We start from the raw sequence: 17,806 nt of genomic DNA on the forward strand, positions 1-17,806 counted from the left end.
CGGCCTTTTCATAGAACCAAAGGTTAGCAATAACTAACTAAAGGAGGCTTATTTATGCAGCAAACACAAAGCCCACTGCTGCGGTTGTGGCAGCTGGGCAAGGATCATCACGGCGGCCTGATTGCCGCCATCTTCTGCGCGGTGGCGGGTGTCCTGCTGGGTCTGCTGCCGTATCTCTCGGCAGGGCGTATCCTGGTAGCGCTTCTCACCGGGCAGCGGGACTGGAACTTCTATCTTCTGTGGTGCATGGTGGCCCTTGGTGGCTATCTGGCCAAAACTCTGCTTTACAATCTGGCGCTCTCCCTCTCCCACAAGGCCACCTTCCAGATCCTGCGGGACATCCGGAAGATGGTTCTGTCCAAAATGCCCCGCTTACCCTTGGGAGACATTCTGGACACCTCCAGCGGACGGCTCAAACAGATCGTGGTAGATCAGGTGGAGAGTATGGAGACGACACTGGCCCACCTGCTGCCGGAGATGACCTCCAATCTGCTGGCGCCGGTATGCGTTCTCGTGTATCTGTTTACGCTGGACTGGCGCATGGCATTGCTGAGTCTGGTGTCCATTCCTGTGGGCATGGCTTTTATGATGGCCATCATGGGCAGCTATGGCAAGGACTATCAGGGTGCGGTGGAGACGACCCAGGCCATGAACGAGACCATTGTGGAGTACATCGGCGGCATTGAGGTCATCAAGGCTTTCAATCAGGGAAAGAACTCCTATGAGAAGTTCTCCTCCCGGGTACGAGCCAATGCTGCCTACTACTACAACTGGATGAAGAAATGCCAGTTTGGAATGGCGCTGGCCTATGCCATCGCTCCCACCACGCTTATTACGGTGCTGCCTGTGGGCTGGATCTTCTACACGGACGGCAGCTTGTCCGCAGAGTTATTTCTCACCACCATCATCCTGTCCATGAGCATTGTGGGACCTCTCATTGCCGCCATGGGCTTTGTGGATAATCTTGCCAAGGTGGGTACCATCGTGGGTTCGGTGGACGAGATCCTCCTGAAGCCGGAGCAGGATCACGGAACACAGCCGGCACAGCTGGGAAGACCGGATATCGCCTTGGATCATGTCTCCTTTGGGTATGCCCAGGACAAGGAGATCCTCCACAACATCTCCCTCACCATTCCGGCCGGCAGCCTCACCGCTTTGGTTGGTCCCTCCGGTTCGGGCAAGTCCACCATTGCCAAGCTCATCGCCGGTTTCTGGGATGTGACCGAGGGCCGCATTACCCTGGGCGGCGTGGAGGAAAGCCGTATCCCGCTGGAACAACTCTATGACCAGGTGGCCTTTGTTTCTCAGGACAATTACCTCTTTGACGATACCATCCGGGAAAATATCCGTATGGGCCGGGTAAATGCCACGGATCAAGAAGTGGAACAAGTCGCCAAAGCCGCCGGATGCGACGGTTTCATCCGCCAGTTGGAGCATGGCTATGACACCCGGGTGGGCGGCGGAGGCGCCCATCTCTCCGGAGGAGAGCGGCAGTGTATCGCCATCGCCCGGGCTATGCTGAAAAACGCCCCCGTGGTGATTCTGGACGAGGCCACCGCCTACATTGATCCGGAGAATGAAGCAGTGGTCCAGCGGGCAGTGGCAAAACTGGTGGAGGGTAAGACGGTCATCGTCATTGCCCACCGCCTGTCCACCATCATCGGCGCTGATCAGATCGTGGTGGTGAAGGATGGAAGCATCGAGGCGCAGGGCAGGCATGAAGACCTGCTGCGCCATTGTCCGTTGTACGCCGATCTGTGGCAGGCTCACATGGGCGCAAAGGAGGGAGAAACGGTATGATCGAGACATTCAGAGGTATCTGGCGGTTTGCCGGTGAGGAACAGCGCAACATCCGGCGCTCGGTGATCGCCTGCTTTTTCAATGCGGTATTCCATATGTTTGAGATTGCCGCCATCTACTACACCATCCTGGCTCTGCTGGATGGAAAAACCGGCCCTGCCACGGCGTGGCAGGCGCTGGGCCTGTTGGCAGTCAGTATTCTGGGCAGCGCTGTGACCAGATATTTCTCCCAGCTTGAGCAGACCCACGCAGGGTACTTCATGGCGGCAAATAAGCGCGTGGCCATCGGGCAGCGGATGAAATCCGTCCCCATGGGCTACTTCAACGACAACAGCCTGGGAGAGCTCACCGGGGTCTGCACCACTGTACTGGACAATGTGGAGACTGTGGCCCCCATGGTGTTGGTGACCATGCTGGGCGGGATGCTCAACGCTCTGGTCTTTACGGTGATGATCCTGATTTTTGACTGGCGGATCGGTCTCATTGTGGTGGCGGCCACAGCAGTTTATTTGTTCATCACCTCGGCCATGGAGCAAAAATCCGCCGCCCTCGCCCCGCACCGTCAGAAGTCCGAGGCCAAGTTGGTGGAGGCGGTGCTGGAGTATGTGCAGGGCATGAGCGTGGTGAAGTCCTTCAACCTCACCGGACGGGGTGACCGCACCTTGCAGGAAGCACTGGAATACAACTGCCGCAGCAACCTGAACATCGAAAAGATGTTCACCCCTTATATTATGGCGCAGGGGATCGCGCTCCAGCTGGGAAGCGTGGCCATGATGCTTGCGGCGGTATGGTTCTATCTCTCCGGAACGATGATTCTGGCCAACGCTCTGATGGTGGTCATCATGTCCTTCCTGGTCTTTGCTCAGATCTCCTCGGCGGGCAGCGGCATGTCCCTGCTGCGTATCGTCAGCAGCTGCATGGCCCATGCCGATGAGACGGACGCCATGCCCCAGCTGGCAGAGACCGGTCGGGCCGGCACGCCCAGGGAGCACAGCATTACCTTCGACCATGTTTCGTTCTCTTATGACCAGCGGCCTATCCTGCGGGATGTATCCTTCGCCATCCCGGACAGAACCACCACCGCCATCGTGGGCCCCAGCGGTTCCGGGAAAACCACACTGTGTAATCTCATCGCCCGGTTCTGGGATGTGGAGAGCGGCACCGTCCTTGTGGGCGGTCAGAATGTGAAGGACTATACTCTGGAGGACCTGATGGATCAGATCTCCATGGTATTTCAGAAGGTCTATCTCTTTGCCGACACGGTGGAAAACAACATCAAGTTTGGATGTCCCAATGCCACCCACGAGGAAATGGTGGCTGCGGCGAAGAAAGCCTGTTGCCACGACTTCATTCTCACCCTGCCCCAAGGCTATGACACCGTCATCGGCGAGGGTGGTTCCAGTCTTTCCGGCGGCGAGAAGCAGCGCATCTCCATTGCCCGGGCTATCCTGAAGGATGCTCCCATCGTGATTCTGGATGAAGCCACCGCCAATGTAGACCCGGAGAATGAGGACCGGTTGCAAAAGGCCATTGAAGCCCTGACTCGGAACAAGACCATTCTGATGATCGCTCACCGGCTGAAGACGGTCCGCAACGCCGACCAGATCCTGGTGCTGGACGGCGGACAGATCGTTCAGCGGGGCACCCACAGCCAGCTCATGGCTCAGGGGGGCCTGTATCAAGCGTTCGTATCTGGCCGTAAAGAGTCCGGCCAGTGGAAGCTCTGAGAGAAGCCGTTCCTAAATCATCACGAAAAGAGGGAGTGCTGTCACCGGATACATTCCGGTGGCGGCACTCCCTCTTTTGGATTCATATGTTTTTATCGAATGTGAAATAGCATTATCTTTTTTCCCAATTCAATAAAATTGCAGAGTTTGCTATAACAAGTACTGAGCCCGCATTATGTACTAATGCTCCGACTACAGGGTTCAAAGTCCCGCTGATGGCGAGAATGATGGCCAAAAAATTAAGAGCCATAGAAAATGTCAGATTGCACTTGATCGTTGTCATCATTCGCTTGGAAAGCTCAATCAAATGCGGCAGTTCCTTTACTTCGTCATCTACCAGCGCGATATCTGCTGCGTCTACAGCAATGTCGCTGCCAACGCCGCCCATAGCGATGCCCACATCTGCTTTTTTCAAGGCTGGAGCATCATTGATGCCGTCCCCGATCATGCACACGGGTTTCCCTGTTTCCTGATATGCGCCAATGGAATTCAGCTTGTCCTCTGGTAAGCAATTGGCGTGTACTTCATGAATGTCCAGCTGACCTGCAATGGCGTTTGCGGCACTCTCATGATCTCCGGTCAACAATACCGGCTGTACATTTAGTTCAAAAAGCGTATGGATCATATCTGCGCTTTCTTTCCGCAGCGTATCGGAGAGAGTGAGATAGCCGGCAAGCATACCGTCTGCCGAAAGATAGATAATAGTCCCGCCCTTGCAGATCGTTTCATCCACTGTGGGAACCGATTCCATAAAGACGCCATGTTCATTCAAAAGTTCCAGATTACCTGCCAGGAGTTCTGCTGCCTCTGTTTGTGCGCAAACTCCTCTGCCGGGAATCATCTGGAAATGATGCACTGGTTCCAGTTCCGCACCGTATTCGCTTTTATAGCAGTTTACTACGGCTTTGCCCAGAGGGTGTTCTGACAGCAGTTCAACAGAAGCGGCCAAACGATAAATCTGTTCTTTTGTATATTGATCGGATACGCTTACAACATCCATGACTTTTGGCTTCCCGTATGTAAGCGTGCCTGTTTTGTCAAAGGCTATTACTTTTACATTTGCGAGCCGCTCCAGCGCATCCCCCTCGCGCACCAAAAAGCCGTGTTTTGTGGCGTTTCCGATGGCGGCCATGATTGCGGTAGGGGTAGCCAACACCAGAGCGCAGGGGCAAAATACCACCAGAATGGTTACGGCACGGATGATCTCCCCTGTGATAAGCCAAGTGATGGCTGCGGCACTCAAGGCGATCACAACGATCCAGGTTGCCCAACGATCGGCAAGCCCTACAATTTTGGCTTTTCCTGCATCTGCACTCTGCACCAGACGGATCATACGCTGAATCGAACTGTCCTCACCCACCTTTGTGGCTTCCATCTCAAAAGCGCCGAACTGATTCACTGTGCCGCTGGACACTTCGTCCCCCACTGTCTTGTCTACGGGCAGTGATTCACCAGTCATCACAGCCTGATTGATCGAGGTTTGCCCAGATACGATTTTGCCATCCACCGGCACGCTTTCTCCCGGCAGAACGCGGAGCAGATCTCCAACCTGCACCTGTTCAGCAGGAACAATGCTTTCCTTTCCATCGCGCAGCACCCGAGCCGTTTGGGGTGTCAGATGCACCAACTTCTCAATCCCGGCGCGGGCTTTGGCTACAGTCAGTTCCTCCAGTAGGCTGCCAAGCTGCATGATAAACGCCACTTCACCTGCGGCAAAATCTTCACCAATCGCAACAGAGGCAATCAGAGCCAATGATACCAGCACATCCGCCTTTATATCGAAGGAGGTGACCAGACCAATAATCGCCTCTAAAATAATCGGAATACCACACAGGATAATCGCAATCCATGCCATATCAAAAGGAAATGGACGGACATCCAGCAGGCTAAGCAGCACTGCAGCTCCGGAGATAATTAAAAAGATAATATCCTTTTTGATGCCGCCCAATTCCAATAACGATTCGAGCCTTTTGACAAGCACTTTCATGATTGTTCCTCTCTTTCATACGGTAGGGGGTATATGTATATTATACCCATGGGGGTATATTTTGTCAAGAAATAAAGCAGCCTTTCGGCTGCCTCATTTGGTATTAACCCATGTTGGAAAATCGTTCTACAGCTTTTGTAAAACTTTCGATTGTTTTATCCGCATCCCCGTGCTCAATGCCATCCCGGACACAGTGGCGAATATGCCCCTCCAAAACCACCTTTCCGCATCCGTGAAGCGCAGATTTGGCAGCATTGATTTGAGCAAGAACATCCTCACAGGGGACATCTTCATCTATCATTCGGTCAATCGCCTGAACCTGACCAATGATTTTCTTGAGTCTGCGGTGCAGATTATCCGCATCCATGCACTGTCTCACAATAGTCGCCTCCATACCATTAGGGGTATATGTAAAGTATATCGAACTTGCAGCGTATTGTCAATCTGCAGCTGGATCGGAAGGGGTATAAAAAGCGATTGGTTCCATGTACTCATAAATCTGGAAAAGCGACTTAGAGGGAAAATGATTTATAAATAGAGAAAATGACTTGACTGGTTAGCGATAGCTAACTATAATCAAACATAGGGTACTACACCTTTTGAGGAGGGACTATGGAGAAGTATAAAATCGAGAAGGACTCCGTGCAGGAGACTCTCATCATCCCGTTGTATGGCCGGCGGCTTTGCTCACAGCGGTTCCCTGGCCTTTATCAGGACTCAACGGCGGCAATGCTGATGGAAAAGGTGGACTACGACTTTTCTCCTTTGGAGCGGCAGGCAAACAGTCTGATGCAGACCTTCGGTGCGCTGGAGGTGGCCATGCGCCAAAACGACCTCGCCTGGGAGGTGCGGGACTATCTGAATGCCCATCCCAGAGCCGCCGTCATCAATCTGGGCTGCGGTCTGGACAATACCGGGCGGGCCTGTGACAACGGTCGGTGCAGCATCTGGAACATCGACCTGCCGGATGTGATCAAGCTGCGGGATCGCCTGCTTCCTCCCGGAGAGCGGGAGAAAAACCTGGCCTTTGATCTGAAAGACCCGCACTGGATGGATGCTGTCCGCGCTGATCCTGATGATGGGGCGGTGCTGTTTGCCGCCGGGGTCTTCTATTACTTCACGACAGAAGAGGTCAGAACTCTGGCCACAGGCGTCGCAAAACGCTTCCCAGGAGGGCGGCTCGTCTTTGACACGGCCGGGAAAACGGCTGTCCGGCTCATGCTGAAAACCTGGGTGAAGCAGGCGGGCATCCGGGATGTGGGCGCCTATTTTTCCGTCAAGGACGCCAAGGGGGAGCTGGAGCCCTGGTCGCTGCTTTTTTCTGTTTCCAGCCGGGGCTATATGTTGGGCTATCAATCGCTTCATGATCCGGCGGTTCGGCCCGTCCACCAGCTGCTGGCAAAGCTGGCCGACGGACCGATGCACCTGCAGATCGTCCGGATCGACTTTGCGGAATACATTCACGGTTAGATTGGAGGAGAATATGCCGATTGAACTATGGCAAGGGCTGCTGATTCCCTTTGCCGGGACGACACTGGGGGCGGCCTGCGTCTTTTTTTTGCGGAACAATTTGGGTGAGATGGTACAGCGTGCGCTCACCGGCTTTGCGGCGGGGGTCATGGTGGCGGCTTCCATCTGGAGCCTGCTGCTGCCCGCGATGGAGCAGGCAGCGGACATGGGGCGGTGGTCCTTTGTCCCCGCCGTTGTGGGTTTCTGGCTCGGCGTCTTTTTCTTGCTGGGACTGGATCGGCTGATCCCGCATCTGCACCGCGGTAGCGCGGAGGCTGAGGGCATCAAAAGCAGTCTTGGAAAGACGACCATGCTGACCCTGGCTGTGGCGCTGCACAATATTCCGGAGGGAATGGCGGTAGGGGCGGTCTATGCCGGGTGGCTCTACGGAGACAGCGGTATCACGCTGACGGGGGCTCTGGCCCTTTCTCTGGGGATCGCCATTCAGAATTTCCCGGAGGGTGCGATCATATCTATGCCCCTGAAAGCGGAGGGATTTTCCAAATCCCGATCCTTTCTGTACGGAACGCTTTCCGGTGCAGTGGAGCCCATAGGTGCGATTCTGACCATCCTTCTGGCGGGGATTTTGGTTCCGGTACTGCCCTACGCCCTGAGCTTTGCCGCTGGAGCGATGGTCTATGTGGTAGTGGAAGAATTGATCCCGGAGATGTCAGTGGGAAAGCACTCCAATATAGGGACTATTCTGTTTGCAGTCGGTTTTACCCTTATGATGACGCTGGATGTGGCGCTGGGTGCTTGAGTGAGTGAAGGTGAAAAAATGGGACAAGAAGAGCGGATTCAAAACGCCTACCGGGGATTGGGAGGCAAACGGACATTTTATGATGGCATGATCACCTGTTCCACCCTGTCAGGCCGGGCGGTGTGCCGTCTGGTATGGGGAATGGGCCGGGCGGAAACCCAGGACTACCTTTGCGTCGCCCTTTCCGGAATACCGGAGGGGTTTTCCGGAAGACTGCTGGAAGTCCCCGTGGGTACCGGTATCCTGACCATGCCCCTCTACCGGGAAATGCCGGAGGCGGAGATCACCTGCCTGGATTACTCGCCGGAGATGCTGGAATGGGCAAAATGCCGGGGCGAGGGACTTTCCCATGTGCGTTTTCAGCAGGGGGATGTTGGGGCGCTGCCTTTTGGGGACGGCAGTTTCGACATCGTGCTCTCACTCAACGGCTTTCATGCGTTCCCGGACAAGGAGGCCGCCTGGCGGGAGATCTTTCGTGTACTGCGGCCCAGCGGGACCTTCTGCGGCTGCTTCTATGTGCGGGGACAAAACCGCCGCACGGACTGGCTGATCCGCAGGCTGTATGTGCCAAAGGGCTGGTTCACCCCGCCCTTTGAGACGGCGGAGAGCCTGCGGCATCGTCTGGAGGAAACATTCGGGCCGGCAAAGGTTCGCACCGTTCAGGGCATAGCGTCCTTTGTCTGCCGGAAGGCGAAGGAGAAACACCCGTAAACGAATTGTACACAAATATTAAATGACAGGGAGGAAAATCGAATGCAGCAAAAGCGTAATCAACAAGCAGAAATCCGTCTCGGCAGCCACGGCGAAGACTACGGAAGCTGGATGTCCAATCCCGTGTTCTATATTATCGGCGGCATCACGGCGCTGGCCGTGGTTTTGGCCATACTCTCCTTTTCGGTGATCCACATCACGGCTCTCGGCGTTCTGTTCTCTGTTGTTACGGCGGCGCTGGCAGCCCTGCTGGTCTGGATCGCATGGATCAGGCGCCAGTATGCCTTTGGCGGCGGCGGGATCATGGAACAGGTTCACCGGGTCGTTCTCTCTCATCTGGACTATGACGGCCAGGGCAGTCTCTTGGAGGTCGGCTGCGGCTCCGGGGCCCTGTCGATCCGTGCGGCCCTGACCTGGCCGGAGGCAAAGGTCACTGGCATGGACTACTGGGGAGCTGTTTACAATTACAGCAAGGCCCTCTGTGAGAAAAACGCCGCCAGCGAGGGCGTGGCCTCCCGGTGTGTGTTCCGGCATGGTGACGCTAATCATCTGGATTTCCCCGATGAGAGTTTTGACGCGGTCATCAGCAACTATGTCTACCACAATGTCATGGGAGCCGATATGCATAAACTGTTGCTGGAGAGCCTGCGGGTGCTGAAAAAAGGCGGCGTCTTCGCGCTGAACGATGATATGAAACCCAGGCTGTACGGCGATATGGATGCCTTTGCCCAAAAACTGCGGGAGATGGGCTATCAGGATGTCCGGCTCATTGATACCGCGGAAGAAGCCTTCGGTTCACGCCGCCGGGCTGCCATGATGATGCTGGGCTCTTCCCGGCTGCTTGTGGGCAGAAAGTAATTTGTCCAAACAGGAGGGTTGACCATGTCCAAGTTGGGCGTTGTAGAGGACACGCTGTTTGTCCCCATGCTGGGCAGGATCTATGCCAGCGAGTACTGCCCGCAGATCCTGTACGATCCCAAGGCGCTGGAACTGAAAAAGAAACTGCCTTCCAGCCTGCCGGAGCAGGACGGACAGAGCCAGTATACTCTGCTGGCCTCCGCCGTCCGGTCCGCCAATATGGACCGGTACATCCGGACCTTTCTGGAGCACAGGCCGGACGGTGTGATCGTCCAGCTGGGCTGCGGTCTGGAGACGGCCTATTATCGCTGCGACAATGGAAGGTCGCACTGGTATGCCGTGGATCTGCCCCATGTGGTGGAATACCGTCGGGAGCTGCTGCCTGAGCCGGAGCGGGGGACCTATCTTGCCGGAGACGCCTTTGCTGAGGACTGGATCAGACAGATCCGCACGGATGCGCCGGATGCTCCCATTCTGGTCACCGCCGGCGGCCTGTTCCACTATTTTGAGGAAAGCAAGGTTGTGGGCCTCCTGCGGATGCTCACGGGGTTTGGAGAGATTGAAATCGTCTTTGATACCGTGAGCAAAAGCGGCATGGCCATGATGCGGAAAAAGTACATGAAGCAGGTGGGCCACGGGGATGCTCAGATGTTTTTCTATGTGGATTCCGCATCGGTGCTGGCCGGGAAAACCGGCAGCGGGGTCAGGGTGCTGGCTGAGGAGCCTTATTACCGCCATATCCCCCGAACCGGATTGAAGCTGTCCACTAAGGTCAGCATGGCGGTTTCAGACCGGTTCGGTATGGTGAAGATGGTACAGTTGAAGTTATAGAAATTTTTATGTGAAAAGAGGTGAAATCTCCCCATGATCTATGATAATTGTTACCTCAATCAACTCTATAATGATTTGCTTTCCAATTCTCCACAAACTATTGCTTTGGATATCCCCAATGAATTAGGGAGCGGACGTATTACTCAAACAAAAATTAAGCATGGGGTGATTCTTTCTGATTGGGAATTAAACTACCGCTCTGATATGAATGTGCAGGGATGTGTCAGCAAGGAGTATATGCAAATTATTTTCTGCCTGAATGACGGAATTTCCTGGGGCATCATGGATGAACGGCGTTCTGTCTCTATTCAAAAGAATGAGTCCTGTATTTATGCTGGGCACGGGGGTACAGAATACATTTGCTACAAAAAAGACAGCAATTTCTTATTCAAGAGCATAAAAATCCCTGTTTCCTATTTTTCTCGCCTTCTTGCAGATTACTTTGACGGGCAGGAAGTAACTGCTTATGAAAAGAAACTTCTTAACGGGATTTCTAAAGTCCCGGTAACACCCGTTATGGAGCAAATTTTAGCGGAGACAAGCCGGTTCACACAGTATCGCGGCGGTCTTGGCTATTTATATTTAGATGGCAAGCTGCTGGAACTGCTTTCTATTTATTTAAGCGAAGTGCTTGAATTGGACATCCTGATGGGCAACGATATTTCGATGTCTCGGACTGAGAGGACCGCCATTATGGAAGCCAAGAGAATTATAGACGGTCAGCTTGCATTTGCTCCTTCGTGTGAGGAATTATCTCGTATGGTACACTTGAGCATGACGAAGTTGACACGCGGGTTCTCATCATTCTACGGTATGCCGATCCATCAATATATTATAGAGCAGCGTTTGGCACAGGCGGCACAGTTGCTTTTGGAAGGCAACTGGAATGTAAGTGAGGTTGCTACGATAGTCGGATATGGGAAAGCCAGCAATTTTGCAGCCGCCTTCAAAAAGAGATATGGAGTGGCGCCAAAAAATTACCGAGAAAGCCGGTTCGATAGCACAAAAAAAGAAGCCTGACTGTTTTTGGGTCAAAACGGGTAGGTTTTGGGTTGGATTAGTCTACGATAACTGATATTCTATGTGGTGCGGTTAGGTAATGCTAACTGCACCATATTTTCATTTTCTCAGAGATAAGGAGGAGACTGGTATGAGTTCCCAGAAAAAAACTTCCCGGCTTGAGGGAAAAGACTTAATCACCATCGGCATCTACACCGTTATCTATGTCGTCATTGTTATGTTGGTGGCGATGATTGGCTTTATTCCCATTTTTATTCCGCTGATGGCGGTGCTGTGCCCTTTGATTGGCGGCATCCCTTATATGCTGTATGTTACAAAGGCTAAAAAATTCGGGATGACCGCAATCATGGGTTTCCTGATTGGCCTGATTATGGTGTTCTTCGGTAACGGCTATCTTACTATGGTAACTGGTCTCGTTGGTGGCCTGCTGGCTGATGTGATTCTGAAAAAGGCTGACTACAAGAGCGCGAAAAGCACAGTCCTTTCCTGCGGAGTGTTCAGCATCTGGGTGTTTGGCAACTTTGCTCCCATTTTCCTGAACCGTGAAAGCTATTTGGTAATGCTGACCGAGGGATATGGCGCAGAATATGCCGCTACACTGAATACATATATGCCCATGTGGATTGCTCCTATTCTGCTGGTTGCCTGCTTTGTGTTTGGTATTGTTGGCGGCCTGATTGGAAAGGCCATTTGTAAAAAGCACTTCCAGCGTGCTGGTATTGCATAATGGCGCGGGAAATTCTACTCAGCAAAAAAGCAGAAACGGGCCTGCCGCTTGATCCGCGTACAAAGCTGTTGCTCATCTTCATCATCAGTATTTTTGTCATGGGAGGGACAGGCGGAGAAGCTATGGGGCTGATCCGCCTTGTTCTTTGTGCGGTTCCGGCTATATTGCTGTTTACATCAAAACAATGTGCAAAAGCGGTGAGCTATATTGCTGTATTTTCTGCTTTTTATGCTGTTCAAGTTTATGTTTTGCCGCACCTTACGGGGATATTAAATTTCCTCATTCTGTTTACAACAGGATTCTTCTGCCGAATCCTTCCCAGTGTTGCGATTGCTGCCTATGCAGTGAAAACAACAACTGTCAGTGAATTGATTTCCGGCATGGAAAGAATCCATATGCCCAAAGAGGTGACGATTCCTTTAACGGTCATGTTCCGCTTCTTTCCAACTGTCTTTCAGGAGTCAGAAGCAATCAGTGACGCTATGAAAATGCGAGGGATTAAACTTGGAGGAAAAAAATCTTCAAAAATATTGGAGTATAAGCTGATCCCGATGATTACCTGCTCCGTGAAAACCGGTGAGGAACTTTCAGCGGCGGCAATTACCCGTGGCCTCGGCGCTCCTGTCAAACGCACAAACATTTGCCAGCTTAAATTCAATTTTGCCGATGTGGTGCTGATCTTGTTTTGTAGCTTTGTAGTGCTTTGGGCGATTGCTTCACCGATAATCACCGCAGGAGGGATTTTGCCATGATAGATTTTCAAAATGTTTCTTTTTCTTATGGTGAAGGCTCCAGCGGCGGAGGGATTAGAAATATCAATCTCACCATAAAAACAGGGGAATTTGTTTTACTCACAGGGGAATCCGGCTGTGGGAAAACAACGATTACTCGTTTGGTAAACGGGCTGGTGCCTCATTATTACGAGGGCAATTTAGAGGGCAATGTCTTTCTGGACGGAAAAAGCGTATCCGATACGCCGCTTTATGACTTGGCTGCTATGGTGGGATCTGTATTTCAAAATCCTAAAAGCCAGTTTTTCAATGTGGATACGGATAGTGAATTAGCCTTTGCCTGCGAAAATTTGGGCTATCCCCAAGAGGATATCCTAAAAAGGATGGAACGGACGGTTTCCGATTATCATATTGAAGATTTGATGGGACGGAGCGTGTTTGCTCTGTCCGGTGGTGAAAAGCAAAAAATAGCCTGCGCTTCTTCAAGCGTATTGTTGCCGGGAATTATGGCCCTTGACGAACCATCTTCAAATTTGGATATGTCTGCCATTGACGATCTGCGGCAGGTCCTGAGCCTCTGGAAAAAGCAGGGTAAAACAATTCTGATTGCAGAACACCGCCTTTACTACCTTCACGACCTTGTGGATCGTGTGCTGTATGTAAAAAATAGGGAGATTAAACAGGAATACACACCTGCTGATTTTGACAGCTTATCGGATAGCACTCAAAAGGAAATGGGGCTGCGGCCGTTTTCTCTCTCGAAACTGAAACCGGCTAATCAGTATCAGACGCACATAGCTAAGCAGATGGAGCTTCAAAATTTTTGCTTTTCATATAAAAAGCGGGAACCGGAAAGTCTCCATATTCCGAATGCAAAATTGCCCATTGGAGAAACGATTGCTATTATCGGTCTGAACGGTGCGGGAAAATCTACTCTGGCCCGCTGCATTTGCGGACTGGAAAAGAAATGTGGCATTTTGCAGGTTGACGGAAAAGCCCTTGATTGGAAAGCCCGGCTCAAACACTGCTATATGGTAATGCAGGATACCAGCCATCAGCTATTTACTGAAAGTGTAACAGATGAAGTCCTTCTGAGCATGGACAACGAGGATGAAACTGTTGTGGATAAAATCCTTGAACAGTTTGATCTGCTGGCATACAAAGACAGGCATCCGCTTTCGCTATCCGGCGGGCAGAAACAGCGGGTAGCGATTGCGTCTGCCATTGTGAGTAACCGGGAGATCATTGTGTTTGACGAACCTACCAGCGGGCTTGATCTCAAACATATGCGAGAAGTGGCGCTGAGTTTGAAATCACTCGCAGATCAGGGCAAAACGCTTTTTGTTATTACACATGATCCAGAATTGGTGATGGCGGGATGTTCTTATGTAGTCCATATGGAAAAAGGGCAAATAAAAGAAAGCTATCCATTGGACGAATCCGGCAGTAAAAAGGTTTTGGATTTTTTCCGAATCCGCCAGTAAACTTTAGAAATTATGAATGTCAGGGCCGCCTTGACTGGATAGAAAGATTATGATAGGAGGCCGCTCACCTTGGCGGCCTCCTGCTTTTGAAATACAGACAGTACGGCACAATATAAGGAGGGCTTATGTTCAAAAAAATCTTTGAGTATGCAGGGCCATATAAGAAAAATATGTATGTGGCTACAGTGGTCGTACTGGTCAGCGTTCTTATGGGGGTGATTCCCTTCATTCTGGCTTACCAGGTGATTGCGCCGTTGGTCATGGGGAAAACAATCGACGCTGCGTTCATTATCCTGCGAGTGGTTTTAGTATTGCTGTGCCTGGTTTTGCAAGCCATTTTTTACGGCTGGGGACTGAATATCTCACACAAGGCAGCCTATGACACTTTGCTTCGTCTGCGAACTGCCCTTCAAAAGCGGTTTGAGAAACTGCCGCTGGGAGTGATCCAGGATAAAGGCACCGGAACGGTCAAAAAGCTGTTTGTTGATGATGTGGACAGTCTGGAGGTCCTGTTGGCGCACTCCATGCCGGAGGGAATTGCAAACCTGATGATCCCGATTGCAGTCTATGTGGCGATGTTTTTCGTGGACTGGAAGTTGGCACTGCTGTCCTTGGCTTCCATCCCCATCAGCCTGATCGCCATGATGACCATGTACTCGGTGGGCATGAAAAAAATGGGTCCCTATTATATGGCTGGCCAGAAGATGAACAACACCATCATCGAGTACATCAACGGCATGGAAGTTGTCAAGGTATTCAACAAGGATGCGGACTCCTATGAACGGTTTCGTAAAGATGTTTCGGATTATCGGGATTATACCTTGGCGTGGTATAAGGCGGCATGGCTCTGGATGGCGATTTACAGCAGTCTATTACCCTGCACGATCATCCTCACTCTGCCCTTGGGATCATGGTTTGTTCTTTCGGGCTGGTCAGCCCTGCCGGACCTGATTTTAGTGCTGTGCCTCTCCCTGAGCATCGGGATGCCACTCCTAAAATCTCTGGGCTTCCTGCCCACCATGCCCCAGCTTAACTACAAGATTTCTGCATTGGAGCAGGTTTTAGATGCGCCGGAGCTTCAGCAGACGCCTGACAGCTTCCACGGGAAAGACGATTCCATCGTTTATGACCATGTTTCTTTTGGTTACACCAAGGCACAACCCGGCCCGGACGGAAAGCCAATGGTGGTGGAGGAAGAAGTGCTCCACGACATCAGTTTTACGGCCAAGGCTGGTCAGAAAACAGCCCTGGTGGGAGAGTCCGGCTCGGGCAAGAGCACTCTGGCAAAACTTCTGATCCACTACTATGACCCGCAAAAAGGCAGCATCTCCCTTGGCGGGCAGAAACTTTGTGATATGAGTTTGGAGGCTCTGAACAGCCGCATTTCCTATGTGGCGCAGGATCAATACCTGTTCAACACTTCTTTGCTGGAGAATATTCGCATTGGGCGGTTGGACGCCACCGATGAAGAAGTATTGGAGGCGACGCGAAAGGCTCAGTGTATGGAATTTCTGGAGAAATTGCCTCAAGGCATCCATTCCATGGCGGGTGACGCGGGCAAGATGCTATCCGGCGGTCAGCGTCAGCGTATTTCTCTGGCCCGAGCCATTTTGAAAGATGCCCCCATTGTAGTGCTCGACGAGGCCACCGCCTACGCTGATCCCGAAAACGAGGAGAAGATGGAGGCAGCGATTGCGGAACTGGTGAAGGATAAGACCCTGGTGGTTATCGCTCATAAGCTGCCCGCTGTTATGAACGCCGATCAGATCTGTGTTATAGACCAAGGCAAGCTGGTTGCAGCAGGAAAGCATCAGGACTTGATACAGTCTTGCCCGGAATATCAAAAACTGTGGAAGGCGGCCCAGGATAGCGCCGAATGGAAAGTACATACTGCAAAGGAGGGAAACTAAATGTTTGCACTGTTTTCAAGAATTTTGAAACTCTCCGGTCACTATAAGAGCCGAATCCAGGGGGCATTTGTCTGTGCATTTTTGGAGTCCATCCTGTCTAAAATGCCAATTTTTCTGGCCTTTGTAGTTTTGGGCGGATTTGCGGCTGGGACACTGACTGAACAGACCTGTCTCTATGTGGGGCTTGGCCTTGTTGCAGCTGTGCTGGCGCAGATGATTGTCCACTATTTCAGCGACAGTCTCCAGAGTGCTGCGGGCTATCTGATGTTTGCCGAGAAGCGCATGGAGCTGGGCGGACATCTGCGTAAACTGCCCATGGGTTACTTCACTTCCGGTAACATCGGCAAAATCAGTTCAGTCCTCAGCACCGATATGGTGTTTATTGAGGAAGTTGCCATGAGTACGCTGGGCAACATGATGAGCTATCTGCTGTCCTCTCTGGTTCTGCTGGCTTTCATGTTTTATCTGAACTGGCAGCTTGGTCTGATTGCTGCCATCGTAACGGTTTTGGCATGGCTGGTATCCAGAGGAATGAACAAAGTATCCCTTCGGGAAGCGGCGGGCCGTCAGGAACAAAGTGAACGGTTGACTGATGCCGTGTTGTCCTTTGTGGAAGGCATTGGCGTTATTAAGAGTTATAACCTGCTGGGTGAGAAGTCGGAAGAACTGACCGGGAATTTTAAGCGTTCCAGAAATACTTCCCTCGCTTTTGAACGGAAGATGACTCCGTGGACCATGGGGCTAAATATCCTTTATGGAATCGGGATTGCTGCGATTTTTGGCTTGGCGGTATTTCTGGAGCGGAGCGATGCGCTCTCTCTGGCTTATGTATTTGGTGTCCTTCTGTTCGTTTTTGACCTGTTCGGGCCGCTCAAGGCGCTCTATGGCGAGGCGTCCCGCTTGACCGTGATGAACGCCGCACTGGATCGCATTGAGGCTGTATTGGAGGAACCGGAACTTCCCGACACAGGAAAACAACATCTTCCGGTCCAGGCACATCCTGGACAGCCGGAGGTCCAGTTCCATGATGTTGCTTTCGCTTATCAGGATAAAGAAGTGCTGCATCACATTAACTTTGACATGAAGAAAAATTCCATGACGGCTTTGGTAGGTCCTTCTGGGGGCGGCAAATCTACCATCGCAAACTTACTGGCTCGGCTTTGGGATGTGAAATCTGGCAGTGTGACAATTAGAGGTGTGGATATTCGGAATATACCTCTGTCGGAGCTGATGGATCAGATTAGTATGGTATTCCAGCGAGTGTATCTGTTTCAGGATACTATCTATAACAACATCTGCATGGGGAAGCCGGATGCTACGGAGGAAGAAGTCTATAAGGCTGCGAAGAAAGCTCGCTGCTATGATTTCATTATGGCTTTGCCGGACGGGTTCCAGACTGTGGTTGGAGAAGGCGGTGCTACGCTTTCCGGCGGCGAGAAACAGCGTATTTCGATTGCTCGCTGTATCTTGAAGGATGCACCTATCGTCATCTTGGACGAAGCTACCGCAAGTGTTGACACCGACAATGAAAGCTATATTCAGGAGGCTATTTCGGAACTGGTAAAGGGTAAGACCTTGCTTGTGATTGCTCACCGTCTGAACACCATCCAGAATGCCGACCGAATACTGGTAATTGACAACGGCCAAATCGCACAGCATGGCACCCACGAGGAACTTCTGGAGCAGCCTGGTATCTATCAGGATTTTGTCAATATCCGAAAGAATGCAGCCGGATGGAGCCTGGCATAGTA

At 51.9% G+C, this 17,806-nt stretch carries 15 protein-coding genes; 13 read left to right on the forward strand and 2 right to left on the reverse strand.

Going from position 1 to position 17,806, the window contains the following annotated elements; genetic code table 11:
* The first annotated feature begins 54 nt into the window (after positions 1–54).
* Positions 55–1,800 carry an ABC transporter ATP-binding protein gene (locus H8705_RS08325; RefSeq protein WP_262395369.1) on the forward strand — a complete coding sequence of 582 codons (1,746 nt, stop codon included), beginning with the start codon at positions 55–57 and terminating at the stop codon, positions 1,798–1,800.
* Complete coding sequence (locus H8705_RS08330) at positions 1,797–3,527, forward strand: ABC transporter ATP-binding protein (protein ID WP_262395409.1); 1,731 nt, start codon at positions 1,797–1,799, stop codon at positions 3,525–3,527. The genes H8705_RS08325 and H8705_RS08330 overlap by 4 nt, the downstream gene beginning before the upstream one ends.
* Positions 3,528–3,639: 112 nt before the next feature.
* On the opposite strand, the gene H8705_RS08335 is transcribed toward H8705_RS08330, so the two are convergent.
* Together H8705_RS08335 and H8705_RS08340 are read right to left on the reverse strand one after the other, a co-directional pair.
* Complete coding sequence (locus tag H8705_RS08335; RefSeq protein ID WP_262395370.1) at positions 3,640–5,514, reverse strand: heavy metal translocating P-type ATPase; 1,875 nt, start codon at positions 5,512–5,514, stop codon at positions 3,640–3,642.
* Positions 5,515–5,617: 103 nt separating this feature from the next.
* The gene (locus tag H8705_RS08340) at positions 5,618–5,893 is read right to left on the reverse strand and encodes a metal-sensing transcriptional repressor (RefSeq protein ID WP_087180278.1); all 276 of its coding nucleotides are present in this window, start codon (positions 5,891–5,893) and stop codon (positions 5,618–5,620) included.
* Positions 5,894–6,126: 233 nt separating this feature from the next.
* Between H8705_RS08340 and H8705_RS08345 the strand changes: the two genes are divergently transcribed.
* From H8705_RS08345 to H8705_RS08395, 11 genes are all read left to right on the forward strand, one after another.
* The gene (locus H8705_RS08345) at positions 6,127–6,984 is read left to right on the forward strand and encodes a class I SAM-dependent methyltransferase (protein ID WP_262395371.1); all 858 of its coding nucleotides are present in this window, start codon (positions 6,127–6,129) and stop codon (positions 6,982–6,984) included.
* Positions 6,985–6,997: 13 nt separating this feature from the next.
* Positions 6,998–7,783, forward strand: a complete 786-nt coding sequence (locus tag H8705_RS08350) for a ZIP family metal transporter (protein ID WP_262395372.1) — start codon at positions 6,998–7,000, stop codon at positions 7,781–7,783.
* 18 nt (positions 7,784–7,801) lie between these two features.
* A complete protein-coding gene (locus H8705_RS08355) occupies positions 7,802–8,494 on the forward strand; it encodes a class I SAM-dependent methyltransferase (protein ID WP_262395373.1) in 693 nt (230 codons plus the stop codon).
* 111 nt (positions 8,495–8,605) lie between these two features.
* Positions 8,606–9,352, forward strand: a complete 747-nt coding sequence (locus H8705_RS08360) for a class I SAM-dependent methyltransferase (RefSeq protein WP_392392080.1) — start codon at positions 8,606–8,608, stop codon at positions 9,350–9,352.
* Between the two features lie 24 nt (positions 9,353–9,376).
* Positions 9,377–10,183, forward strand: a complete 807-nt coding sequence (locus H8705_RS08365) for a class I SAM-dependent methyltransferase (RefSeq protein ID WP_262395375.1) — start codon at positions 9,377–9,379, stop codon at positions 10,181–10,183.
* Between the two features lie 33 nt (positions 10,184–10,216).
* Positions 10,217–11,203: a helix-turn-helix domain-containing protein gene (locus tag H8705_RS08370; RefSeq protein ID WP_087334709.1), complete on the forward strand. Its 987-nt coding sequence runs from the start codon at positions 10,217–10,219 to the stop codon at positions 11,201–11,203.
* A 130-nt stretch (positions 11,204–11,333) separates the two neighbouring features.
* On the forward strand, positions 11,334–11,930 hold the full coding sequence (locus H8705_RS08375; RefSeq protein WP_195450532.1) for an MptD family putative ECF transporter S component: 597 nt from the start codon (positions 11,334–11,336) through the stop codon (positions 11,928–11,930).
* Complete coding sequence (locus tag H8705_RS08380) at positions 11,930–12,682, forward strand: energy-coupling factor transporter transmembrane component T (RefSeq protein ID WP_195450533.1); 753 nt, start codon at positions 11,930–11,932, stop codon at positions 12,680–12,682. The genes H8705_RS08375 and H8705_RS08380 overlap by 1 nt, the downstream gene beginning before the upstream one ends.
* Complete coding sequence (locus H8705_RS08385) at positions 12,679–14,145, forward strand: ABC transporter ATP-binding protein (protein WP_262395376.1); 1,467 nt, start codon at positions 12,679–12,681, stop codon at positions 14,143–14,145. Before H8705_RS08380 ends, H8705_RS08385 begins: the two co-directional genes overlap by 4 nt.
* A gap of 125 nt (positions 14,146–14,270) precedes the next feature.
* Positions 14,271–16,055 carry an ABC transporter ATP-binding protein gene (locus tag H8705_RS08390; RefSeq protein ID WP_262395377.1) on the forward strand — a complete coding sequence of 595 codons (1,785 nt, stop codon included), beginning with the start codon at positions 14,271–14,273 and terminating at the stop codon, positions 16,053–16,055.
* Positions 16,056–17,804 carry an ABC transporter ATP-binding protein gene (locus H8705_RS08395; protein WP_262395378.1) on the forward strand — a complete coding sequence of 583 codons (1,749 nt, stop codon included), beginning with the start codon at positions 16,056–16,058 and terminating at the stop codon, positions 17,802–17,804.
* Positions 17,805–17,806 lie beyond the last annotated feature (2 nt).

The sequence above is a fragment of the Youxingia wuxianensis genome, from assembly GCF_014385085.1.
Taxonomy (GTDB): Bacteria; Bacillota; Clostridia; order Oscillospirales; family Ruminococcaceae; genus Youxingia; species Youxingia wuxianensis.

Bases quoted from the DNA above. Each gene is read 5' to 3' on its own strand.
- H8705_RS08385 (WP_262395376.1), top strand. From the start codon at position 12,679: ATGATAGATTTTCAAAATGTTTCTTTTTCTTATGGTGAAGGCTCCAGC.
- H8705_RS08390 (WP_262395377.1), top strand. From the start codon at position 14,271: ATGTTCAAAAAAATCTTTGAGTATGCAGGGCCATATAAGAAAAATATG.
- H8705_RS08350 (WP_262395372.1), top strand. From the start codon at position 6,998: ATGCCGATTGAACTATGGCAAGGGCTGCTGATTCCCTTTGCCGGGACG.
- H8705_RS08325 (WP_262395369.1), top strand. From the start codon at position 55: ATGCAGCAAACACAAAGCCCACTGCTGCGGTTGTGGCAGCTGGGCAAG.
- H8705_RS08370 (WP_087334709.1), top strand. From the start codon at position 10,217: ATGATCTATGATAATTGTTACCTCAATCAACTCTATAATGATTTGCTT.
- H8705_RS08330 (WP_262395409.1), top strand. From the start codon at position 1,797: ATGATCGAGACATTCAGAGGTATCTGGCGGTTTGCCGGTGAGGAACAG.
- H8705_RS08335 (WP_262395370.1), bottom strand. From the start codon at position 5,514: ATGAAAGTGCTTGTCAAAAGGCTCGAATCGTTATTGGAATTGGGCGGC.
- H8705_RS08375 (WP_195450532.1), top strand. From the start codon at position 11,334: ATGAGTTCCCAGAAAAAAACTTCCCGGCTTGAGGGAAAAGACTTAATC.
- H8705_RS08365 (WP_262395375.1), top strand. From the start codon at position 9,377: ATGTCCAAGTTGGGCGTTGTAGAGGACACGCTGTTTGTCCCCATGCTG.
- H8705_RS08345 (WP_262395371.1), top strand. From the start codon at position 6,127: ATGGAGAAGTATAAAATCGAGAAGGACTCCGTGCAGGAGACTCTCATC.
- H8705_RS08380 (WP_195450533.1), top strand. From the start codon at position 11,930: ATGGCGCGGGAAATTCTACTCAGCAAAAAAGCAGAAACGGGCCTGCCG.
- H8705_RS08395 (WP_262395378.1), top strand. From the start codon at position 16,056: ATGTTTGCACTGTTTTCAAGAATTTTGAAACTCTCCGGTCACTATAAG.
- H8705_RS08355 (WP_262395373.1), top strand. From the start codon at position 7,802: ATGGGACAAGAAGAGCGGATTCAAAACGCCTACCGGGGATTGGGAGGC.
- H8705_RS08360 (WP_392392080.1), top strand. From the start codon at position 8,606: ATGTCCAATCCCGTGTTCTATATTATCGGCGGCATCACGGCGCTGGCC.